The sequence below is a fragment of the Streptomyces sp. NBC_00670 genome (genome assembly GCF_036226765.1).
Taxonomy (GTDB): domain Bacteria; phylum Actinomycetota; class Actinomycetes; order Streptomycetales; family Streptomycetaceae; genus Streptomyces.
Window position 1 is genome coordinate 5,183,788 of record NZ_CP109017.1, and the last position, 20,433, is coordinate 5,204,220.

The window sequence follows — 20,433 nt, forward strand, 5'->3', positions numbered from 1 at the left end:
CGGGACGCCGGCCGGCTGACCCGCGGCCGTGCGGGGGCGTCTCAGAGCGGGAACGAGACACCGGTGAGGTGCTCCGAGACGTCCCAGAGCCGGGCCGCGAGGGCCGGGTCCTGCGCGGTCGCCGAGCGGGGGATGAGCCGGGGCGCGCCGCGCATGTGGGCGAGGTGGGAGGGGCCGGCGAAGCTGTCGCCGGGCAGGTCGGCCACGGCGGCGTAGAGCAGCGGCAGCGCGCCCTGGTCACGGCTCTGGGCCAGCAGGCGGAGCGTGAGCGCGAGCATGAGGTCGGACGGGCGGCGTCCGCCGCTGGGGTAGAGGCCGGTCGCGACCAGGCCGGGGTGGGCCGCGTGCGCCAGGACCCGGGAGCCGGCGGCGGTCAGCCGGCGTTGGAGCTCCGCCGTGAACAGCAGGTTGGCCAGCTTGGAGTCGTTGTAGGCGCGGAGCGTCTTGAACGGCCGCCGCTCCCAGTGGAGGTCGTCCAGGTCCAGCCGGGCCCTCCGCTCGGCCTGCGAGGCGGCCGTGACCACCCGGCCGGTCAGGTGCGGCAGCAGCAGGTTGGTCAGGGCGAAGTGACCGAGGTGGTTGACGCCGAACATCAGCTCGAAGCCGTCGGCGGTGCGGGTCAGCGACTGCGCCGAGGCCCCGGCGTTGTTGAGCAGCAGGTCGACGGGGCCGTCCCAGCCCGCGGCGAACGCGTGCACCGAGGACAGGTCGGCGAGGTCGAGGACCCGGACCTCCGTCGTGCCCGGCATGCCCGCGGCGGCCGCCTTGCCCCGCTCGGCGCTGCGCACCGCGAGGACCACATGGGCCCCGGCCGCCGCCAGCGCGTGGGCGGCGGACCGCCCGATGCCGTTGCTCGCGCCCGTGACGATCGCGGTGGTGTCGGCCAGATCGGGGAGGTCCCGGACAGTGAATGTAGTCATGGCAAACAATGTAGGCGTCGCAAACTTATGTAGTCAATGGAAACAAGGGGCCGGAGAGCGGAAAAGTAGGCGGTGCAAACACGGTGGTTAGACTGCGGACCATGACGACCCGCCCCTATCACCACGGCCACCTGCGCACCACGCTGCTCGCCGAGGCCGAGCGCGCCCTGCGGGAGGACGGCGTCGATGGGCTGTCGCTGCGGGAACTCGCACGCCGGGCGGGCGTCAGCCACGCCGCGCCGCGCCGCCACTTCCCCGACCGGCAGGCGTTGCTCGACGCCCTCGGGGAGGCGGGGTTCGTACGGCTCGGCGACGAGATGCTCGGCGCCGTCGCGGACGCCGGACCGGAGCGCGAGACCCGGCTGCGGGCGATGGCGGTCGCGTACGTACGGTTCGCGGTGCGCGACAGCGCCCTGCTGGACGTCATGTTCGCGAAGAAGAAGGGCGGGGAGCCGGTGGAGATGGGGGAGGGGGCCCTGCGGCTGTTCGCCGCCGTGGGCGAGGTGATCCGCGAGGCGCAGGCCGCCGGGGTGCTCCCGGCGGGCGACCCCGAGCGGCTCCGCCTGCTCCTCGTCGCCATGCTCCAGGGCATCGCCGTACTGGTGACCTCCGGCCGGGCACCCGTCGGCCTGGCGGACTCCCTGGCCGCCGACGCGGTCGCCCTCTTCACGGGCGCCGCGGAGCAGACGGGAATGTGAGGACAGGCCCTAGAGCAGCCCCGCCTCGTTCTCGGCCGCCGTCAGCCGGCGCAGCACCGCGCCGCAGCGGCGGGCGTACGCGTGCTGAAGGCCCCGTACCGCCGGGCCGCCCGCCCGCGCGTACCACTTCGCCGGCCGGCTGAACGCCGTCACCGTCAGCCACACCGTGCCGTCCCCGGTGCGGTCGAGCACGAACGACTCCTCGCCCTGCTCCGGATGCCCCTGCAGGGTGCCGTACGCCCAGCCCCGGCGGCGCGGCTCGTCCAGCGTCCACACCACCCGGCACGGCGCCTTGATCAGCCCGCCCAGTACGACGGTGACGTCGACACCGGGTGCCGCCGCCGGTGTTCCGTCGCTGATGCCGACGCCCACCGCCCGGTGCATCTCCCAGCTGAACAGCGCCTCGGTGGCGCGGCGGAACACCCCCTCGCCCTCGCCGACGCGCGAGCGCACGTGCAGACGGTGGTACCCGGGCGGGCAGTGCTCGGGCTCCCGCGTCGCGCCGACATCCTCGTACGTGAACGACATGGGGCCCAAGGGTAGAGCCGCCCCCGGCGCGGTTCGCGCCGGGGGCGGCTCACCTGGACGAGTGTCGTGACTAGTTCACGTTGACGGCGCTCCAGGCCGCCTTCACCGCGTTGTACTCGGTGCTGCTGGAGCCGTACAGGGCCGACGCCGCGCTCAGGGTCGCCGTACGGGCGCCGGAGTACTTGGTGGTCGACGTCATGTACGTGGTGAGCGCCTTGTACCAGATCTGCAGCGCCTTGGCGCGGCCGATGCCGGTGACCGTGGAGCCGTTGGACGTCGGCGAGTTGTAGCTGACGCCGTTGATCGTCTTCGCGCCGCTGCCCTCGGACAGCAGGTAGAAGAAGTGGTTGGCGACGCCGGACGAGTAGTGCACGTCCTTGTTGCCCACGGAGGAGGACCAGTAGTCCGCGGAGCCGCCGTCCTTGCTGGGCTTGTCCATGTAGCGCAGCGGCGAGCCGTCGCCGTTGATGTCGATCTCCTCGCCGATGAGGTAGTCGCCCTTGTCGGCCGAGTTGTTGGCGTAGAACTCCACGCCGGTGCCGAAGATGTCCGAGGTGGCCTCGTTCAGACCGCCGGACTCACCGCTGTAGTTGAGGCCCGCCGTGGCCGAGGTGACGCCGTGGCTCATCTCGTGGCCGGCGACGTCCAGCGCGGTCAGCGGGTGGTTGTTCCCGGAGCCGTCGCCGTACGTCATGCAGAAGCAGCTGTCGTCCCAGAACGCGTTGACGTAGTTGCTGCCGTAGTGGACCCGGGAGTACGCGCCCACGCCGTTGTTCTTGATGCCGTTGCGGTTGAACGTGCTCTTGTAGAAGTCCCAGGTCTCCTGCGCGCCGTAGGCCGCGTCGGCGGCGGCCGTCTGGTCGGTGGAGGAGCTGGAGGCCGCGCCCGTGCCCCACACGTCGTCCGCGTCGGTGAACAGCGTGCCGGTGCCGGAGGTGCGGTGGGCCAGGTTGTACGTCTTGTGGCCGCCGCGCGTGGTGTCGTACAGCTGGTAGGTCGAGCCGGACTTGGTGGTGCTCAGGGTGACGGTCCCCGAGTACAGGGTCTTGCCGGTGCCGGTCTCGATGCCCTGGTACTCGTAGAGCTTCTTGCCGGTGGCGGCGTCCGTGATGACGTGCAGCTCGTTGGGGGTGCCGTCGTCCTGGAGGCCGCCGACGACCGTCTCGTACGCCAGCACGGGGGTGCCGCTCGCCGCCCAGATCACCTTGCGGGGGGCGCGGTCGGCGTCGGTCTGCGCGGAGCCGGCGTCCTTCGCGGCGGTCAGGGCCTGCTTCTCGGCCGTGGAGGCGGCGATCTTCGCCGTCACCGAGGCGACCTTGATGGTGGCCTTCGTCGCCCTGGTCACACTCTTCGTCGCGCCGGAGGCGGACTCGTGCACGACCAGGTCGCCGCCGAGCACCGGCAGGCCGGCGTAGGTGCGCTCGTAGCGGGTGTGGACGGTGCCGTCGGCGTCCTTGACGACGTCTCTGACGACCAGCTTCTCCTTGGCGCCGAGACCTATCTGCTTCGCCGTCTCGGGGGCGGCGGCCTCGGCCTGCCGGACGAGGCTCGTGCGTGCGCTCGCCGACAGCTTCAGCGGTGCCGCGGCGAGGGTGGAACCGCCCTGGTCGGCGGGGGTCTGTGCGGCTGCCCCGGTGGTCAGACCGGTGGTCAGCAGGGCTCCGGCCGCGACGGCGGTGGCGATGGCCAGAGTGGTGCGCTTGTGACGCGCGTAGAGGGGAGTCACGCAAGCTCCTTGTGTGGGGGTGCCCGTGAGGCGTGGGGGGCCTCGCGGACGGGTGAAGTTGCGGTGCGGTGAGCCGTGCGCTGGAAGAGTGACATTGAAGACGTGTGCATGTCAGGACCCTGTCGGGACGTTGGCCGAAAATCGTCCGGCAAGTGAAGATCGGTGTACGCAATGCGGAACGGATCACTTGTCGGGCGCGGTGGCCGCCGACGGGGGCGCGGTGGGGCGGCTTCGGCGGGCTCGTGGTAGGCGGTTGCGTGAAGGACGGCCTGCGTGCGTTGAATTGAGCGTGCGTCAGCCCCGGGCGCCGATTGCTCCCGCCCGTGCTCAGTCGGCGTGCCCCGACCGTGCGCCGCGTGTCTCTCCCGTACCTTCCGCCGCTCCCGTCACACCGGCCGAATCGGCCCCGGTGGCCGAAACCTTTCCCTCGCCGTGCCAGGAGTGCCACAGCGCCGCATACGCCCCGTCCGCCGCCACCAGGCCCTCGTGCGTGCCCAGCTCGGTGAGCCGGCCGTCCTCCATCACCGCCACCCGGTCCGCGTCGTGCGCGGTGTGCAGCCGGTGCGCGATCGCGATGACCGCGTACGGCCGGTGCTCCGGGCCGCTCTCCAGTAAGAAGGCCACCGGCGCGACGGGTACGGCCGGCCACGGCGTCCACGAGGTGGCGCTGCGGAGCGCCGGCCTCTGAACTCGTGGGGCGCCTGATGGCTCGGGTGGGTCGGTCCGTTGGCGAGTGCGGGCGGGGTGTGGCTGGTCGCGCAGTTCCCCGCGCCCCTTACGGGGCACGTTCCTCCGACGTTCCTTCGACGACCGTTCCTACGCCAGGCTCTCCCGCCAGGCCCGGTGCAGGGCCGAGAAGCGGCCCGTGCCGGCGATCAGGGTGGCGGGGGTGCCGTCCTCCACCACGCGGCCGTGTTCCATCACCAGCACCCGGTCCGCGATCTCCACCGTCGACAGCCGGTGGGCGATGACCACCGCCGTACGGCCCCGCAGCACCGTCTCCATCGCCCGCTGCACCGCACGCTCGCCCGGTACGTCCAGCGAGCTGGTCGCCTCGTCGAGGATCAGCACCCCGGGGTCGGCGAGCAACGCGCGGGCGAAGGCGACCAGTTGGCGCTGGCCCGCCGAGATGCGGCCGCCCCGTTTGCGGACGTCCGTGTCGTAGCCGTCGGGCAGCGCGGCGATGAAGTCGTGCGCGCCGATCGCCTTCGCGGCCCGCTCGATCTCCTCCCGGGTCGCGTCCGGGCGTCCCAGCGCGATGTTCTCCGCGACCGAGCCGGAGAACAGGAACGCCTCCTGCGTCACCATCACCACGCCCCGCCGCAGCTCCGCCGTGCTCAGTGCGCGCAGGTCGACGCCGTCGAGCAGTACCCGGCCCTCGGTCGGGTCGTAGAAGCGGGCCAGCAGCTTCGCCAGCGTCGACTTGCCCGCGCCGGTCGAGCCGACCACCGCCACCGTCTGCCCGGCCGGCAGCGTCAGCGAGAAGCGGGGCAGCACCTCGCCGCCCGTGCGGTACGCGAACCGCACGCCGTCGAACACCACCTCGCGCCCCGGCAGTTCCGACGGGGCCGGCGGCAGCGGCAGCGGTTCGGCGGGCTCCGGCACCGAGGGCCGCTGCGCCAGCAGCCCCGCGATCTTCTCCAGCGAGGCCGCCGCCGAGTGGTAGGAGTTGAGGAACATGCCGAGCCGGTCTATCGGGTCGTACAGCCGCCGCAGATACAGCACGGCCGCCGCCAGCACACCCAGCGCCAGCGTGCCGTCCGCCACCCGGTAGGCGCCCCACAGCACCATCCCGGCCACCGCCGTGTTCGCCACCAGCCGGGAGCCGATGACATAGCGGGCCATCTCCAGCATGCCGTCGCCGTTGGCGCGGGCGTGACGCTGGTTCAGGACGCGGAAGTCGGCGTCGTTGACGGCCTCGCGGCGGAACGCGCGGACCGGACGGATGCCGTTCATCGTCTCCGCGAACTTCACGATCACCGCCGCGATCGCCGTCGACCGCAGCCGGAACACCCGGCCCACCCGGCGCCGGTACATCCGCACCAGTCCGTACAGCGGCACGAACGAGGCCACCGCGACCGCGCCCAGGCCGAGGTCGAGCCAGAGCAGCAGCGCCGAGATGTAGACGAAGGAGAGGATCACCATGACCAGCTCCTGCAACCCCTCGTTGAGGAGCTCGCGCAGGGACTCGACGTCGGTCGTGGAGCGGGAGATCAGCCGTCCCGAGGTGTAGCGCTCGTGGAAGTCGATGCTCAGCGCCTGGGCGTGCCGGAAGATCCGGCCGCGCAGGTCGAGCAGCACGTCCTGGCTGACCCGGGCGGAGGCGGCGATGAACGCGTACTGCAACGCGCCGGAGGCCGCCGCGGCGACCAGATAGCCGACGGCCACCGCGATCAGCGGCCCGTGCCGGCCGTCCCGGAACGCGGGCACGGCCCGGTCGATGGCGTACGCCACGAGCAGCGGACCGACCTGCGCGGCCGCCTGCTGGACCAGGAGCAGGGCGACGGTGAGCACGACGCGGGGGCGCATCGGTGCGAGCAGGGAGCGCAGGAGGGCGCCGGTCGCGCCGGGCGGGGCGGGGAGGGCGTCCCGGTCGAACGGGTCGCCGGAGCCCGCCGGCCCGGACGGGCCGCCGGGGACCGCGGCGGTGCCGTCCTCCGCGGCCTCCTCGTCGTTCGGTCCGGCGGCGGTCGTGGGTGCGGTCATCGGCGGACCTCCGGTTCCGTTGCCGGGGCGGTGGGTGCGGCGGGTGCGGCAGGCGTCGCGGACGGGGTGGCGTCGGCAGGGGGCGGCGCCGGCTCCGGACCCGGCGCCGGTTCCGGCTCCGCCTCCGTTCCCGACATCAGGTGGGCGTACTCCGGGTTGTCCCGCAGGAGTTCGTGATGCGTGCCGACGGCGGTGATGCGGCCGGCGGAGAGCAGCGCGACCCGGTCGGCGAGGAGGACCGTGGAGGGGCGGTGGGCGACGACCAGTGCCGTCGTGCCGGCCAGTACCCGGCGCAGCGCCGCCTCGACCGCGGCCTCCGTGTGGACGTCCAGCGCGGACAGCGGGTCGTCCAGGACGAGGAAGCGGGGCCGGCCGACGACCGCGCGGGCCAGCGCCAGCCGCTGGCGCTGGCCGCCGGACAGGGTCAGGCCCTGCTCGCCGACCTGCGTCCCGGTCCCCTGCGGCAACCCGTGCACGAAGTCCGCCTGCGCCACGGCGAGCGCCCGCTCCAGTTCGGGTTCGCCCGCCGTGTCCGGGGCGCCCATCAGGACGTTCTCGCCCGCGGACGCCGAGAACAGCGTGGGCTCCTCGAACGCCACGGCCACCAGCGTGCGCAGCTCCTGTCTCGGCATCGCGGTGATGTCCCGCCCGTCGAGGGTGATCCGCCCCTCCGTCGCCTCGTGCAGCCGGGGGACGAGCGCCGTCAGCGTCGTCTTGCCGCTGCCCGTCGCCCCGACCAGGGCCATCGTCTCGCCGGGCCGGATGTGCAGGTCGATGCGGTCCAGGACGGGCGGGGAGTCCGCCGGGGCGTCCGGATAGCGGAACCGCACCCCGTCGAACAGCACGCCGTCGGGCGGGCCGATGGGGCCGCCGGAGCCGCCGGAGCCGCCGGAGCCGACCGGATCGACAGCCCGTTCCTTGTCCGCCGCCGCCTCTTCCTCCTCGTCCTCCGTCATCACCTCGAAGTACCGTGCCGTCGCCGTCGCCGCCTCCTGGCTCATCGCCAGCAGGAAGCCGATGGAGTCCACCGGCCAGCGCAGCGCCAGCGCCGTCGACAGGAAGGCGACCAGCGTGCCCGCGGACAGGCTGCCGTCCGCCACCCGCACCGTCCCGAGGACGAGCGCCGCGCCGATCGCCAGTTCGGGCAGGGTGACCATCACCGCGAAGATCGACGCCAGCAGCCGCGCCTTCGCCAGCTCCGTCCCGCGCAGCGCGCCCGACAGCTCGCGGAAGGCGCGCGCCTGGCTGCGGTGCCGGCCGAAGCCCTTGACGATCCGGATGCCGAGCACGCTTTCCTCGACCACGGTGGTCAGATCGCCCACCTGGTCCTGCGCCCTTCGCGCCACCAGCGAGTACCGTCGCTCGAACATCGCGCACACGATCATCACCGGCACCGCGGGCCCCAGGATCACCAGCCCGAGCGCCCAGTCCTGGGCCAGCATGATGACCACGCCCACCAGGATCGTCACGCCGTTGACCAGCAGGAACGTCAACGGGAAGGCGAGGAACTGGCGCAGCAGCATCAGATCCGTCGTCCCACGGGACAGCAACTGCCCGGACGCCCACCGGTCGTGGAACGCCACCGGCAGCCGCTGGAGGTGCCGGTACAGGTCGGCCCGCATGTCCGCCTCCACCTGCGACAGCGGACGTGCCACCAGCCACCGCCGCAGCCCGAACAGCAGCGCCTCGGCGACCCCGAGCAGCAGCAGATACAGCGCGCCCAGCCACACCCCCCGCGGGTCCCGGTCCGCGACCGGGCCGTCCACCATCCACTTCAGGACCAGCGGGATCACCAGCCCCACGCACGAGGCGACGATCGCGACGAACGCGGCCGTGAACAGCCGCACCCGCACCGGCCGCACGTACGGCCACAGGCGCAGCAGGGTGCGGACGGCGGAGCGGTCGGTGGGTCGGTCGGTGGGTCGGTCGGTGGGTCGGTCGGTGGGGGTGGCACGGGTCTCGGACATCAGGAGCGACTGTACGGATCGCCACTGACAGTGCCCACCGAGTTTCGGCCGGACCCCGCTGGTCCGAAGGACCTACGCCCCCCCAGGTCCGCGCCCCGCCGGGCCCCAGGTCCGCGCTCCGCCGGGCCCCAGGTCCACGCCCCGCCGGGCCCCAGGTCCGCGCTCCGCCGGGCCCCCGGCGCACGGCTCGCGGGGCCCCCGCCGCCCCGTCCGGTCGTACCCCCGCATCAACCGATCGGACGATGCCGGTCCGAGCGGGACGGGCGATGTGCCGGCGCCCCGCCCGCCGCCACCCTGGAGTCATGTCCGCCATCCCGGTCTCCACCTCCGTCTCCTCCTCCGCCTCCGCCAAGCCCGTCGTCGAGGTCAGCGGCCTGCGCAAGTCCTACGGCGGCCGGAACGTCGTCGACGGTGTCTCCTTCACCGTCGAGGAGGGCGAGATCTTCGGCGTCCTCGGCCCGAACGGCGCCGGCAAGACCACCACCGTCGAGTGCGTCGAGGGCCTGCGGGTGCCCGACGCCGGCCGGGTCCGGGTCGCCGGGCTCGACCCCGTCGCCGACCACGAGCAGGTCACCCGGGTCCTCGGCGTCCAGCTCCAGCAATCCGAACTCCAGGCCAAACTCACCGTCCGCGAGGCCCTGGAGCTGTACGCCTCCTTCGCCCCGCACCCCGCCGACTGGCGCCCCCTGGCCGAACGCCTGGGCCTGGACGCCCAGCTCACCACCCGGTTCGCGAAGCTGTCCGGCGGCCAGAAGCAGCGGCTGTTCATCGCACTCGCCCTGATCGGCGACCCCCGTGTCGTCGTCCTGGACGAACTGACCACCGGACTCGACCCGCGCGCCCGGCGCGACACCTGGCAGCTCATCGAGGACGTCCGCGCGGGCGGCGTCACCGTCCTGCTCGTCACCCACTTCATGGAGGAGGCGCAGCGGCTCTGCGACCGGATCGCCGTCCTCGACAAGGGCCGGATCGCCGCCCTGGACACCCCGCAGGGCCTGATCCGGCGCTCGGCGGGCGCCACCGTCATCAGCTTCACCCCGTCCGCCCCCCTGGACGAGGAACTGCTCACCGCGCTCCCCGAGCTGGCCTCGGTCGCGCACAAGGACGGCCGGCTCACCCTGTCCGGCACCGACGCCACCGTCGACGCCGTCCTCACCCTCCTCGCCCGCCACCGCATCACCGCCCACCAGCTCCGCGTCACCGACGCCACGCTCGACGACGCGTTCCTCGACCTCACGGAGGACGTGGCATGAACACCGCGCTGCTCAACCCCGCCGTCCTGCGCACCGAGGTCCGCCTCTTCCGCCGCGAACCCGGCGCCCTCTTCTGGATCGTCTGCTTCCCCGCCCTCCTGCTGGCGATCCTCGGCTCCATCCCCTCCTTCCGGCAGCACGACGACGCCCTCGGCGGGCTCCGCCTCGTCGACACCTATGTGCCCGTCACCGTGCTGCTCGGCATGATCCTCGGCGGGTTGCAGGGCATGCCGCAGGTCCTCACCGGCTACCGGGAGCGCGGCATCCTGCGCCGGATGTCCACCACACCGGTCCGGCCCGCCGCGCTGCTCCTCGCCCACATGGTGGTCTTCGCGGGCGCGGCCCTCGCCTCCGCGCTGCTCGCGCTCCTCGTCGGCCGGCTCGCCTTCGACGTGCGGCTGCCCGCGCAGGGCTTCGGGTACGCGGTCGCACTGCTGCTCGCCGTCGCGGTCGCGCTCGCGCTCGGCTCGCTGGTCTCCGCGCTGTCCCGCACCACGAAGATCGCCGGAGCGGTCGGCAGCGCGGTGCTGTTCCCGATGATGTTCTGCGCGGGGCTGTGGGTGCCGGTGCAGAACATGCCGGACGTCCTGGCCCGGATCGTCGAGTGGACGCCCTTCGGCGCCGCCGCCCAGGCCCTGAACCAGGCCGCCGCCGGGGACTGGCCCGGCTGGTCCCACCTGGGCGTGCTCGCCGCCTGGACGGTGCTGCTCACCGCCGGGGCCGCGCGCTGGTTCCGCTGGGAATGAGCGGCGGGACGGGCCGGGACATGCCGGACACTGGGTCCATGACGAGCCCCACGCACCCGCAGTACCGGGCCTCCTTCGACGTCTGGGGGCCCTGGGTGCTGCTGGCCGCGGGCGTCGTCGCGGCGGCCCTCTCCGCGGCGCCCATCGGGATGAGCCGGTCCGCGACGCTCCTCTGCGCCGTCCTGGTACCCGTGGGGATCGCGCTCCAGCTCTACTGGGGACGGTCCAAGCGCAGGCACCCGGGCCCGAGCCGGACCGGTGCCCTCCTCTACTTCCTGCGCTGGTCCCTCGCCTTCGTACTGACCTGGGCCAACCCGTTCTTCGCGTTCTACGCCGTGATCGGCTACTACACCGCGCCCCGGGAGCTGCCGCACCGGCTGGTGATGCCCGGGCTCGTCCTCACCGCCGTCACCATGGCCGGCAGCGAGATCGGCGGCTGGCCGCCGCACGGACTGGTCCTCTGGCTCGGCTTCTTCCTCGTCCTGGGCGTCAACGTCTGCATGGTCGGCGTGTTCACCCGGTACGCCGAGCAGGAGCAGGCCCGCGCCGCCACCCAGGCCGAGACCATCGGGGAACTCGAACGCACCAACACCGCGCTCCAGCAGGCCCTCGACGAGAACGCGGCCCTGCACGCCCAGTTGCTCCTCCAGGCCCGCGAGGCGGGCATCGCCGACGAACGCCGACGGCTCGCCGCCGAGATCCACGACACCCTCGCCCAGGGCCTGACCGGCATCATCGCCCAGCTCCAGGTGGTCGCCGGCACCTCCGACCCGGCCACCGCCCGCACCCACGTGGAGCGCGCCGCCGCGCTGGCCCGGCACAGCCTCGGCGAGGCCCGCCGCTCCGTGCACAACCTCGCCCCCGTCGCCCTCGCCGCCGACGGGCTGCCCGAGGCACTCCAGAAGACGGTCGCCGAATGGGGCGAACGCAACGGGGCGCGCGCCGACTTCACCGTCACCGGCACCGCCGAGCACCTCCACGACGAGGTCTCCGCGACCCTGCTCCGCATCGCCGAGGAGGCCCTCTCCAACGCCGCCCGGCACGCCCGCGCCGGCCGGGTCGGCGTCACCCTGTCCTTCATGGGCGACGAGGTCAGCCTCGACGTCCGCGACGACGGCACGGGGTTCGACCCGGCCGCCGTCCCCGCCCGCACCCGCGCCGGCGGCTTCGGTCTCGACGGCATGCGGGCCCGCGCCGAGCGGATCGCGGGCTCCGTCGCCGTCGAGTCCGAGCCGGGGCAGGGCACGGCGGTGTCGGCTCGCGTACCGTTGGTGCGCCATGAGCGATGACTCCGCCTCCGACACGCCCATTTCCCTGCTCGTCGTCGACGACCACCCCGTCGTACGGGACGGGCTGCGCGGCATGTTCGAGTCCGCGCCCGGGTTCACGGTGCTGGGGGAGGCGTCGGGCGGGGTCGAGGCGGTCGAGCGGGCCGTCGCGCTCGATCCGGACGTGGTGCTGATGGATCTGCGGATGCCGGGCGGGTCGGGGGTGGAGGCGATCCGGGAGCTGGGGCGGCGGGGGGTGCGGGCGAAGGTGCTCGTGCTGACGACGTACGACACGGACTCCGACACGTTGCCGGCGATCGAGGCCGGGGCCACGGGCTATCTGCTCAAGGACGCGCCGCGGGAGGAACTGTTCACCGCGGTGCGGGCCGCTGCGCGGGGGCGGACGGTGCTGTCGCCGGCGGTGGCCACGCGGTTGGTGTCGGCGGTGCGGGCGCCGGGGCCGGGGGGTGAGCCGTTGTCCTCCCGCGAGCGGGAGGTCCTGGCGCTCGTCGCCAAGGGGACGTCGAACCGGGAGATCGCGCGGGCGCTGTTCATCAGTGAGGCGACGGTGAAGACGCATCTGACGCACCTGTACGCCAAGCTCGGCGTGAAGGACCGCGCGGCGGCGGTGGCCGCGGCCTACGACCGCGGAATCCTGGGGTAACCCCTCGATTCCCTCGCCCCCGCCGCCCCTACCCGTCCCATCCCCAGGGGCTCCGCCCCTTCGACCCCGGAAGAGCGCGCGGGGGAGAGGGGGTGGGTGGGGTGCGTGGGCGGGTGCGGGTGGGTGGATGGTTGCTCGCGCAGTTCCCCGCGCCCCTGAAAGACCGGGGGAACCCCCGGCTTTCAAGGGGCGCGGGGAACTGCGCGACAAGCCACGATGGACCCGCAGCCGCCCACGCACCCCACCCCCCGAGCTCTCCCGCTTCCGGGGTCCAAGGGGCGGAGCCCCTTGTGGGGGATGGGGCGGGTAGGGGCGGCGGGGGCGAGGAAAATCGCCTACGCCACCACCCGCAGCAGCAGTACCGTCCGCCCCGGCACCGTCACCGCCGTACCCCCCGCGTACACCTCCCCGGGAGCCGCATCCTGCGGCTCCCGCCCCGTGTCGACGACCACCTCGTACCGCTCCCCCCACGGCACCCCCGGCAACACGAACGACACCCCCTCACCCCCCGCGTGCAGCACCGCGAGGAAGCTGTCGTCCACCACCGGCTCCCCCCGCGCGTCCCGCCCCGGAATGTCCCGCCCCGACAGATACATCCCCAGCGTCGCCGCCGGCGCGTACCAGTCCCGCTCCGTCATCTCCTCCCCCCGCGCCGTGAACCACGCCAGGTCCCGCAGCCCGTCCCGCAGTCCGTCCGCCGAATGCGCCCGCCCGGAGAAGAACGCCCGCCGCCGCAGCACGGGATGCGCGTGCCGCAGCGCGATCAGACGCGAGGTCAGGTCGCACAGCGCCCGCCACCCGGGCTCGTCCAGCAGGCTCCAGTCGACCCACCCGGTCTCGTTGTCCTGGCAGTACGCGTTGTTGTTGCCGCCCTGCGTCCGCCCCATCTCGTCGCCCGCGACGAGCATCGGCACCCCCGTGGACAGCAGCAGCGTCGTCAGCAGGTTGCGCAGCTGCCGGCGCCGCAGTGCCCGTACCCCCTCGTCGTCCGTCTCGCCCTCTACGCCGCAGTTCCAGGACCGGTTGTCGTCGTTGCCGTCCCGGTTGCCCTCCCCGTTGGCCTCGTTGTGCTTGCGCTCGTAGGAGACGAGGTCCCGCAGCGTGAAACCGTCGTGCGCGGTGACGAAGTTGACGGAGGCGTACGGACGGCGCCCGCCCCACGCGTACAGGTCGCTGGAGCCGGAGAGCCGGTAGCCCATCTCCCGCACGTCCGGCAGCGCGTGCCGCCAGAAGTCGCGCACGGCGTCCCGGTAGCGGTCGTTCCACTCCGTCCACAGCGGCGGGAACGCGCCCACCTGGTAGCCGCCGGAGCCGACGTCCCACGGCTCGGCGATCAGCTTCACCCGGCGCAGCACCGGGTCCTGGGCGATCACCGCGAGGAACGGCGAGAGCATGTCGACGTCGTGCATCGAGCGGGCCAGCGCCGCCGCCAGGTCGAAGCGGAAGCCGTCGACGCCCATCTCCGTCACCCAGTAGCGCAGCGAGTCGGTGATCAGGCGCAGCACGTGCGGCTGGACGACGTGCAGGGTGTTGCCGCAGCCGGTGTAGTCGGCGTACCGCCGCGCGTCCGCCTGGAGGCGGTAGTAGCCGCGGTTGTCGATGCCCTTGAGGGACAGCGTCGGACCCAGCTCGCCCGCCTCCGCCGTGTGGTTGTAGACCACGTCGAGGATGACCTCGATCCCGGCCGCGTGCAGCGCGCGCACCATCCGCTTGAACTCGCCGACCTGCTGCCCCGCCGTCCCGGAGGCCGCGTACGCCGCGTGCGGGGCGAAGTAGCCGATGGAGTTGTACCCCCAGTGGTTGCGCAGGCCCCGGCGCAGCAGATGGTCCTCGTGCGCGAACTGGTGCACGGGCAGCAGCTCCACCGCCGTCACGCCGAGCCGCGTGAGGTGCGCGAGGGCCGCCGGGTGCGCGAGGCCGGCGTACGTGCCGCGCAGCTCGGGCGGGATCCCCGGGTGCAGCCTGGTGAAGCCGCGCACGTGCAGCTCGTACAGGACGGTGTCCGCCCAGGGGGTCTTGGGCCGGTGGTCGTCGGCCCAGTCGTCGCCGTCGTGGACGACGACGCCCTTGGGGACGTACGGCGCGGAGTCCCGCTCGTCGCGCACGGTGTCGGCGACGTGCTGCTCGGGCCAGTCCCGTACGTGCCCGTACACCTCCGCCGGCAGCGCGAACTCACCGTCCACCGCACGGGCGTACGGGTCGAGGAGCAGCTTGGCCGGGTTCCAGCGGGCGCCGGTCCACGGGTCCCAGCGGCCGTGCACCCGGTAGCCGTAGCGCTGCCCGGGGCGGACGCCGGGCACGAAGCCGTGCCAGATCTCGTGCGTCAGCTCGGCCAGCGGCACCCGGGTCTCCCTGTATTCGGGGCCTCGCTCGTCGAACAGACACAGCTCCACCGCCTCCGCCCCACCCGCCCACAGCGCGAAGTTGGTGCCCACGGTGCCGTCCGGTCCGGTGCGGAACCGCGCGCCGAGCGGGGTCGGCGCCCCCGGCCACACCGGTGGTGCGGGCGCCTCGCGCGGGGCGCCGTTCAGCACGGCGTCCCGGCGGCGCGCGTGCCCCGCCGCTCTCTGTACTGCCTCCTGCTCGGCTGCGCTCGACACCGGTAGGCCTCCCGCGGCTCCGTGGGGCGACGCGGAAAAGGGCGCACGGCGTCCCGGCCGCGGCACCTCGTCGCGTCGTCCTCCCCAAGGTTCTGCCCAGAGCGTGGCACGCACTCACGTTTCCCGGGGTGGCCGAAGCGGTGACATGACAGGTGGGGGCACCCGCGGGGCCCGAACCCCGCGCGCACCCCGGCGCACCGGCGTTCGGCGCGAATTGGGACTGAACAGTGACAATCACGGGGGCCCGGCGGGCCCGGCCGTGTGATTCATTTGCGCAGTACGCGCGTATGACGCGCTGGAGTGCGGGCCTCGACAGGCCGTGCGAGGGGAGAACGACAAGTGAACAGACGACCGATCCAGGGGGCGTCGGTTGGCGCACGGATACGCGGCGGCAGGGGGACGGTCCGGGCGGCGCTGCTCGGCTCACTGCTGCTCGCGGTGACCGCGTGCGGCGGGGGCGGAGGGTCCGACGCGGACTCGGCGAGCGGCGGCAAGGACGCGGGCAGCGCGAAGAGCGCCTCCCCGCAGGCCGTCGTGACGATCGCGCCGAAGAACGGCGCGGACGACGTGGCCACCACCGGGGCGCTGAAGGTCACCGCGGCCAAGGGCAAACTGACGAAGGTGAGCGTCGAGGACGCCAAGGGCCGCGAGGTCGACGGGAAGATAACCGGCGGGGGCGCCACCTGGACGCCCTCGGGCCACCTGGCCACCCACACCCGCTACACCGTCAGCGCGGTCGCCAAGGACTCCGGCGGCCGCAGCACCACCCAGAAGTCCAGCTTCACCACGCTGACCCCGAAGGCCACCTTCACCGGCACCTTCACTCCGGAGGACGGCAGCAAGGTCGGCGTCGGGATGCCGTTCTCGGTCAACTTCACCCGGGGCATCACGCACCCGGAGGACGTCGAGAAGGCGATCACGATCAAGACCGAGCCGGCCGTCGAGGTCCGCGGCCACTGGTTCGGCAACGACCGGCTCGACTTCCGGCCCAAGGAGTACTGGAAGCCCGGCACGAAGGTCAGCGTCACGCTGAACCTCGACGGCGTCGAGGGCCGGGCCGGCGTCTACGGCAAGCAGGCCAAGACGGTCGACTTCACGATCGGGCGCAGCCAGATCTCCACGGTCGACGTCAAGACCCAGAAGATGACCGTCCGCCGCGACGGCAAGGTCATCAAGACCATCCCGGTCACCACCGGCAAGCCCGGCTACGACACGTGGAACGGCCAGATGGTCATCACCGAGCGCCTCACGGTGACCCGGATGAACGGCGAGACGGTCGGCTACGGCGGCGAGTACGACATCAAGGACGTCCCGCACGCCATGCGCCTGACCACCTCCGGCACGTTCATCCACGGCAACTACTGGGGCGGCGGCACCTTCGGCAACTACGCCTCCAGCCACGGCTGCATCGGCCTGCGCGACGTCAAGGGCGGCTACGACAGCGGCGTCTCGGCGGCATGGTTCTTCAACCGCTCCATGGCCGGCGACGTGGTGGTGGTCAAGCACTCCCACGACAAGACGGTGTCCCCGGACAACGGCTTGAACGGCTGGAACATGTCCTGGGAGGACTGGACCGCCTGATCAAGGGGCGCGGGGAACTGCGCATCTTTTGGGGGTCCGGGGGCTTGCCCCCGGGGACGGGAAGGGTAGGGGCGGCGGGGGCGAAAAAAGCCCTCCCGCCCCCACCCCCCCGCACTCTCAGACGAACTCCGCCTTCCCCGGCCCCTCCTCCACAAAGGACCGCATCCCCCGCTCACGATCCTCCGTGGCGAACAACCCCGCGAACCACCCCCGCTCAACGGCAAGCCCCGTCTCGATGTCGGTCTCAAGACCCGCATCGACGGACTCCTTCGCCGCGCGCAGCGCGATCGCCGGCCCCCGCGCCAACCGCGCCGCCCACGCACGCGCCGCCTCGTACACCTCCCCGGCCGGAACGACCCGGTCCACGAGCCCCAGCGCCAAGGCCTCGTCCGCCTTGACCTGACGCCCCGTGAAGATCAGGTCCTTCGCCCGGGACGGCCCGATCAGCCGGGACAGCCGCTGGGTGCCACCCGCACCCGGAATCAGCCCGAGCAGGATCTCCGGCTGGCCCAGCTTCGCGTTGTCCGCGGCGATGCGATGGTCCGCGCAGAGCGCCAACTCGCAGCCCCCGCCCAGCGCGTACCCCGTCACGGCGGCCACGACCGGCTTGGGGATGCGGGCCACGGCGGTGAAGGACTCCTGGAGGGCGCGGGCGCGCAGGACCATCGCGGCGTGGTCCATGGCCCGCATCTCCTTGATGTCCGCGCCGGCCGCGAACACCTTCTCCCCGCCGTAGAGGATCACCGCCCGTACGTCGGCGCGGCCCCCCGCCTCCTCCGCGAGCTCCTTGATCCGGTCCTGCGTGGCCACGTCCAACGCGTTCATCGGCGGCCGGTCCAGCCGGATCGTACCGATGCCTTCGGCGACTTCGAGATGTACGGTCATGCACGCAGGTTAACGCGCGCTAACGACAATGCCGCCAGTGCCCGGCGCCCCTCACCACCGCCACCGTGTCCCGCTCGTTATGCCGCCCCCCTTGCAGTTGACACGGTGTCTCATCCGGCGTCGTGTGGGTGGATTCCGTGTGAACCGGCCCGTAGCTTCCGCCGGGCGGTCATGATGAGGGCATGGCGGGGCTGGAGGGCATCGATCAGCCGCGGGGGCAAGGGCGTGCGACCGCCGCGCGCTGGACGCCCGCGGTCGAGGACGAACGGGCGTTGAAGGCGCTGGACCTGTTCGGCGACCCCACGGAGGCGGAGGTTCCGCTCCCGTCGCTGCCGGAGTCCGCCGCCACCGCCCGCCGTCTCGCCCAGGTCGTCCTGCTGCGGCACTGGGGGCTCGGACCCAAGCTGACGGAGGACGCCGTCCTGCTCGTCTCGGAGCTGGTGGGCAACGCCGTACGGCACACCGGCGCCCGCGCCTTCGGACTGCGGATGCGGCGCCGTCGCGGCCGGATCCGGGTGGAGGTGCGGGACCCCTCCCGCGGCCTGCCCTGTCTCATGCCGGTCCAGGAACTCGACGTCAGCGGCCGCGGGCTCTTCCTCGTCAACGAGCTCTCCGACCGCTGGGGCGTGGACCTGCTCCCGCTCGGCAAGACGACGTGGTTCGAGATGCGCGCGCCGTGACGGCGCACCGCCGATCCGGCGGGCAAGCGCATCCGCGACCCACCCCCACCCGCCGTACGGGCGAATAGGCAGGTTTTAGGACGAGAAGTCCTTAAATGGTGCGGGTGAACACCCCGTCCCCCGCCCGCCGCCAGGCCCTCCGCGCCGGCGCCGGACTCGCCGCGGCCGCCGCCCTCACCGGCACGGGCGCCGCCTGCTCGGCCACCGGCCCCTCCGCCACGACGGCCGCCGCCGCGTCTCCGCCGACCGGCACCACCCGCCCCCCGACCGGCACCCCCACCCCCACGGCGACCCCCGCGACCCCCCGCGCCTACCCCGGCCTCCCCGCCCAGATCACCCACGGTCCCCGCACCGGCCCCGGCGTCGCCCTCACCTTCCACGGGCAGGGAGACCCCGCCCTTGCCGAGGCCCTCCTGCGCGCCGCCGAGCGGTCCGGCGCCCGTGTCACCGTCCTGGCCGTCGGCGACTGGCTCGACGCCCACCCCGCGCTCGCCCGCCGCGTCCTCGACGGCGGCCACGACCTGGGCAACCACACCCAGCGCCACCTCGCCGTCAACACCCTGTCCGAGGCGGACGCCGCCGCCGAGATCGAGGAGTGCGCCCGGCGCCTGCGCCGGCTCACCGGCTCCATCGGCACCTGGTTCCGCCCCTCGCGCGCCCCCACCGCCTCCCCGCTCGTCGTACGCCTGGCCCGCCGCGCGGGCTACCCGCACGTGCTGTCGTACGACGTCGACTCCCTCGACCACACCGACCCGGGCGCCGACGCCGTCACCCGCACGGTCCTCGACGAGGTCCGCCCCGGTTCCGTGGTGAGCCTGCACCTCGGCCACCCGGACACCGTCGCCGCCCTCCCCGCCCTCCTGACCGGACTCGACCACCGCGGCCTGCGCGCGGTGACCACCACGGAGCTGCTGAGCCGATGACCCCCACCACCCGCACCCCCACCACCCGCACCCCCGCCACCCGCACCCCCGCCCCTCGCACCCGCGTGTTCCTCGCCACCGCCCTTCTCCTCGCCCTCGCCCCCCTCGCGGGCTGCGGCGACGACACCGCCGGCAGCGCGGCCCACCAGGCCGCCGCACCCAGCGCGTCCCCGAAGGCCGCCGCCCACGCGAAGGCCGCCCCCGACGCCCTCCCCGGCATGCCGCCGCTCCTCGACCCCAAGGACGTCTACGCCGCCGACCGCCCCGGGATGCTCTCCCCGGTCGTCAAGGACTTCCCCTCCCGCGTCTACGTCCCCAACACCGAGTCGGACACCGTCACCGTCATCGACCCGAAGACGTACAAGGTGACCGACACCATCCCCGTCGGCCGGCAGCCGCAGCACGTCGTGCCGTCCTGGGACCTGAAGACGCTGTGGGTCAACAACGACAAGGGCAACAGCCTCACCCCCATCGACCCGAAGACGGGGAAGGCGGGCGAACCGGTCGACGTCCACGACCCCTACAACCTCTACTTCACGCCGAACGGCAAGTACGCCGTCGTCATGGCCTCCCTCGACCGCGAACTGGTCTTCCGGGACGCCCACACCATGAAGACCGTCCACACCGAGCCGGTGAGCTGCTACGGCGTCAACCACGCCGACTTCTCGCCCGACGGCCGCTACTTCATCGTCTCCTGCGAGTTCAGCGGCGAACTCCTCAAGGTCGACACCGAGAGGATGAAGGTCGTCGCCAAGCAGAAGCTGCCGTTCGACGGCGCCATGCCGCAGGACGTCAAGATCGCGCCCGACGGCGGCCGCTTCTACATCGCCGACATGAAGGCGAACGGCATGTGGGTCCTGGACGGCGACAGCTTCGCGCGGCCCACCTTCCTGCCCACCGGCAAGGGCTGCCACGGCCTGTACGTCGGCCGCGACTCGCGCGAGATGTACATCTCCAACCGGGGCGAGGGCACCGTCTCCGTCTTCGACTTCAAGAAGAACGAGCTGACCAAGAAGTGGCACCTGCCCGACGGCGGCAGCCCCGACATGGGCGGTGTCTCCGCCGATGGAGAAGTCCTGTGGCTGTCGGGCCGCTACGACGCCGAGGTCTACGCGATCGACACCCGCACGGGGAAGCAGCTCGCCCGTATCAAGGTCGGCAAGGGCCCGCACGGCCTCGCCGTCTACCCCCAGCCGGGCCGCTACTCCCTCGGCCACACCGGCGTCTTCCGCTGACCCCCCGGCGCTCCGGAAAGGACCGCACTTGAGTCTCCGGCTACCGGAAGGTC

The 20,433-nt window shown here is 73.0% G+C and carries 16 protein-coding genes and 1 pseudogene; 9 read left to right on the top strand and 8 right to left on the bottom strand.

The window, feature by feature from the left end:
• Nucleotides 1-41 precede the first annotated feature (41 nt).
• The gene (locus OIE12_RS23165; RefSeq protein WP_329138330.1) at nucleotides 42-920 is read right to left on the bottom strand and encodes an oxidoreductase; all 879 of its coding nucleotides are present in this window, start codon (nucleotides 918-920) and stop codon (nucleotides 42-44) included.
• A 101-nt stretch (nucleotides 921-1,021) separates the two neighbouring features.
• On the opposite strand from OIE12_RS23165, the gene OIE12_RS23170 reads away from it, so the two are divergent.
• Nucleotides 1,022-1,618 carry a TetR/AcrR family transcriptional regulator gene (locus tag OIE12_RS23170; RefSeq protein ID WP_329138331.1) on the top strand — a complete coding sequence of 199 codons (597 nt, stop codon included), beginning with the start codon at nucleotides 1,022-1,024 and terminating at the stop codon, nucleotides 1,616-1,618.
• Between the two features lie 9 nt (nucleotides 1,619-1,627).
• On the opposite strand, the gene OIE12_RS23175 is transcribed toward OIE12_RS23170, so the two are convergent.
• The 5 genes and pseudogenes from OIE12_RS23175 to OIE12_RS23195 form a co-directional block, all read right to left on the bottom strand.
• Nucleotides 1,628-2,146 (bottom strand): DUF1990 domain-containing protein, encoded by a 519-nt coding sequence (locus OIE12_RS23175; RefSeq protein ID WP_329138333.1) that lies wholly within the window; start codon nucleotides 2,144-2,146, stop codon nucleotides 1,628-1,630.
• 70 nt (nucleotides 2,147-2,216) lie between these two features.
• Complete coding sequence (locus OIE12_RS23180; protein ID WP_329138335.1) at nucleotides 2,217-3,872, bottom strand: M4 family metallopeptidase; 1,656 nt, start codon at nucleotides 3,870-3,872, stop codon at nucleotides 2,217-2,219.
• A 327-nt stretch (nucleotides 3,873-4,199) separates the two neighbouring features.
• Nucleotides 4,200-4,451, bottom strand: a pseudogene (locus OIE12_RS23185) (ABC transporter ATP-binding protein); the annotation flags it as partial.
• 237 nt (nucleotides 4,452-4,688) lie between these two features.
• Nucleotides 4,689-6,578 carry an ABC transporter ATP-binding protein gene (locus tag OIE12_RS23190; protein ID WP_329138337.1) on the bottom strand — a complete coding sequence of 630 codons (1,890 nt, stop codon included), beginning with the start codon at nucleotides 6,576-6,578 and terminating at the stop codon, nucleotides 4,689-4,691.
• On the bottom strand, nucleotides 6,575-8,545 hold the full coding sequence (locus OIE12_RS23195) for an ABC transporter ATP-binding protein (RefSeq protein WP_329138339.1): 1,971 nt from the start codon (nucleotides 8,543-8,545) through the stop codon (nucleotides 6,575-6,577). Before OIE12_RS23195 ends, OIE12_RS23190 begins: the two co-directional genes overlap by 4 nt.
• Before the next feature lie 302 nt (nucleotides 8,546-8,847).
• On the opposite strand from OIE12_RS23195, the gene OIE12_RS23200 reads away from it, so the two are divergent.
• Genes OIE12_RS23200 through OIE12_RS23215 form a run of 4 tightly spaced genes read left to right on the top strand, consistent with a single transcriptional unit; the run spans nucleotide 8,848 to nucleotide 12,476 of the window.
• Nucleotides 8,848-9,798: an ABC transporter ATP-binding protein gene (locus tag OIE12_RS23200; protein ID WP_329138341.1), complete on the top strand. Its 951-nt coding sequence runs from the start codon at nucleotides 8,848-8,850 to the stop codon at nucleotides 9,796-9,798.
• Nucleotides 9,795-10,544, top strand: a complete 750-nt coding sequence (locus OIE12_RS23205; protein ID WP_329138343.1) for an ABC transporter permease — start codon at nucleotides 9,795-9,797, stop codon at nucleotides 10,542-10,544. The genes OIE12_RS23200 and OIE12_RS23205 overlap by 4 nt, the downstream gene beginning before the upstream one ends.
• Nucleotides 10,545-10,582: 38 nt before the next feature.
• Nucleotides 10,583-11,833 (top strand): sensor histidine kinase, encoded by a 1,251-nt coding sequence (locus tag OIE12_RS23210; protein WP_329138345.1) that lies wholly within the window; start codon nucleotides 10,583-10,585, stop codon nucleotides 11,831-11,833.
• Complete coding sequence (locus OIE12_RS23215; RefSeq protein ID WP_329138347.1) at nucleotides 11,823-12,476, top strand: response regulator transcription factor; 654 nt, start codon at nucleotides 11,823-11,825, stop codon at nucleotides 12,474-12,476. Before OIE12_RS23210 ends, OIE12_RS23215 begins: the two co-directional genes overlap by 11 nt.
• 335 nt (nucleotides 12,477-12,811) lie before the next feature.
• Here the strand turns inward: OIE12_RS23215 and glgX are convergent, their stop codons facing one another.
• Entirely contained in the window at nucleotides 12,812-15,076 is a 2,265-nt protein-coding gene (gene glgX / locus OIE12_RS23220) for a glycogen debranching protein GlgX (protein WP_329138349.1), read from the bottom strand.
• Between the two features lie 339 nt (nucleotides 15,077-15,415).
• Here glgX and OIE12_RS23225 point away from each other — a divergent pair, with 339 nt between their 5' ends.
• Nucleotides 15,416-16,657 carry a L,D-transpeptidase gene (locus OIE12_RS23225; RefSeq protein ID WP_329138352.1) on the top strand — a complete coding sequence of 414 codons (1,242 nt, stop codon included), beginning with the start codon at nucleotides 15,416-15,418 and terminating at the stop codon, nucleotides 16,655-16,657.
• 117 nt (nucleotides 16,658-16,774) lie between these two features.
• On the opposite strand, the gene OIE12_RS23230 is transcribed toward OIE12_RS23225, so the two are convergent.
• Nucleotides 16,775-17,542 (bottom strand): enoyl-CoA hydratase/isomerase family protein, encoded by a 768-nt coding sequence (locus OIE12_RS23230; RefSeq protein ID WP_329138354.1) that lies wholly within the window; start codon nucleotides 17,540-17,542, stop codon nucleotides 16,775-16,777.
• A gap of 182 nt (nucleotides 17,543-17,724) precedes the next feature.
• On the opposite strand from OIE12_RS23230, the gene OIE12_RS23235 reads away from it, so the two are divergent.
• From OIE12_RS23235 to OIE12_RS23245, 3 genes are all read left to right on the top strand, one after another.
• Nucleotides 17,725-18,222 (top strand): ATP-binding protein, encoded by a 498-nt coding sequence (locus OIE12_RS23235; RefSeq protein ID WP_329138356.1) that lies wholly within the window; start codon nucleotides 17,725-17,727, stop codon nucleotides 18,220-18,222.
• A 95-nt stretch (nucleotides 18,223-18,317) separates the two neighbouring features.
• Nucleotides 18,318-19,145 (top strand): polysaccharide deacetylase family protein, encoded by an 828-nt coding sequence (locus tag OIE12_RS23240; protein ID WP_329138358.1) that lies wholly within the window; start codon nucleotides 18,318-18,320, stop codon nucleotides 19,143-19,145.
• A complete protein-coding gene (locus OIE12_RS23245) occupies nucleotides 19,142-20,380 on the top strand; it encodes a YVTN family beta-propeller repeat protein (RefSeq protein WP_329138360.1) in 1,239 nt (412 codons plus the stop codon). Before OIE12_RS23240 ends, OIE12_RS23245 begins: the two co-directional genes overlap by 4 nt.
• Nucleotides 20,381-20,433 lie beyond the last annotated feature (53 nt).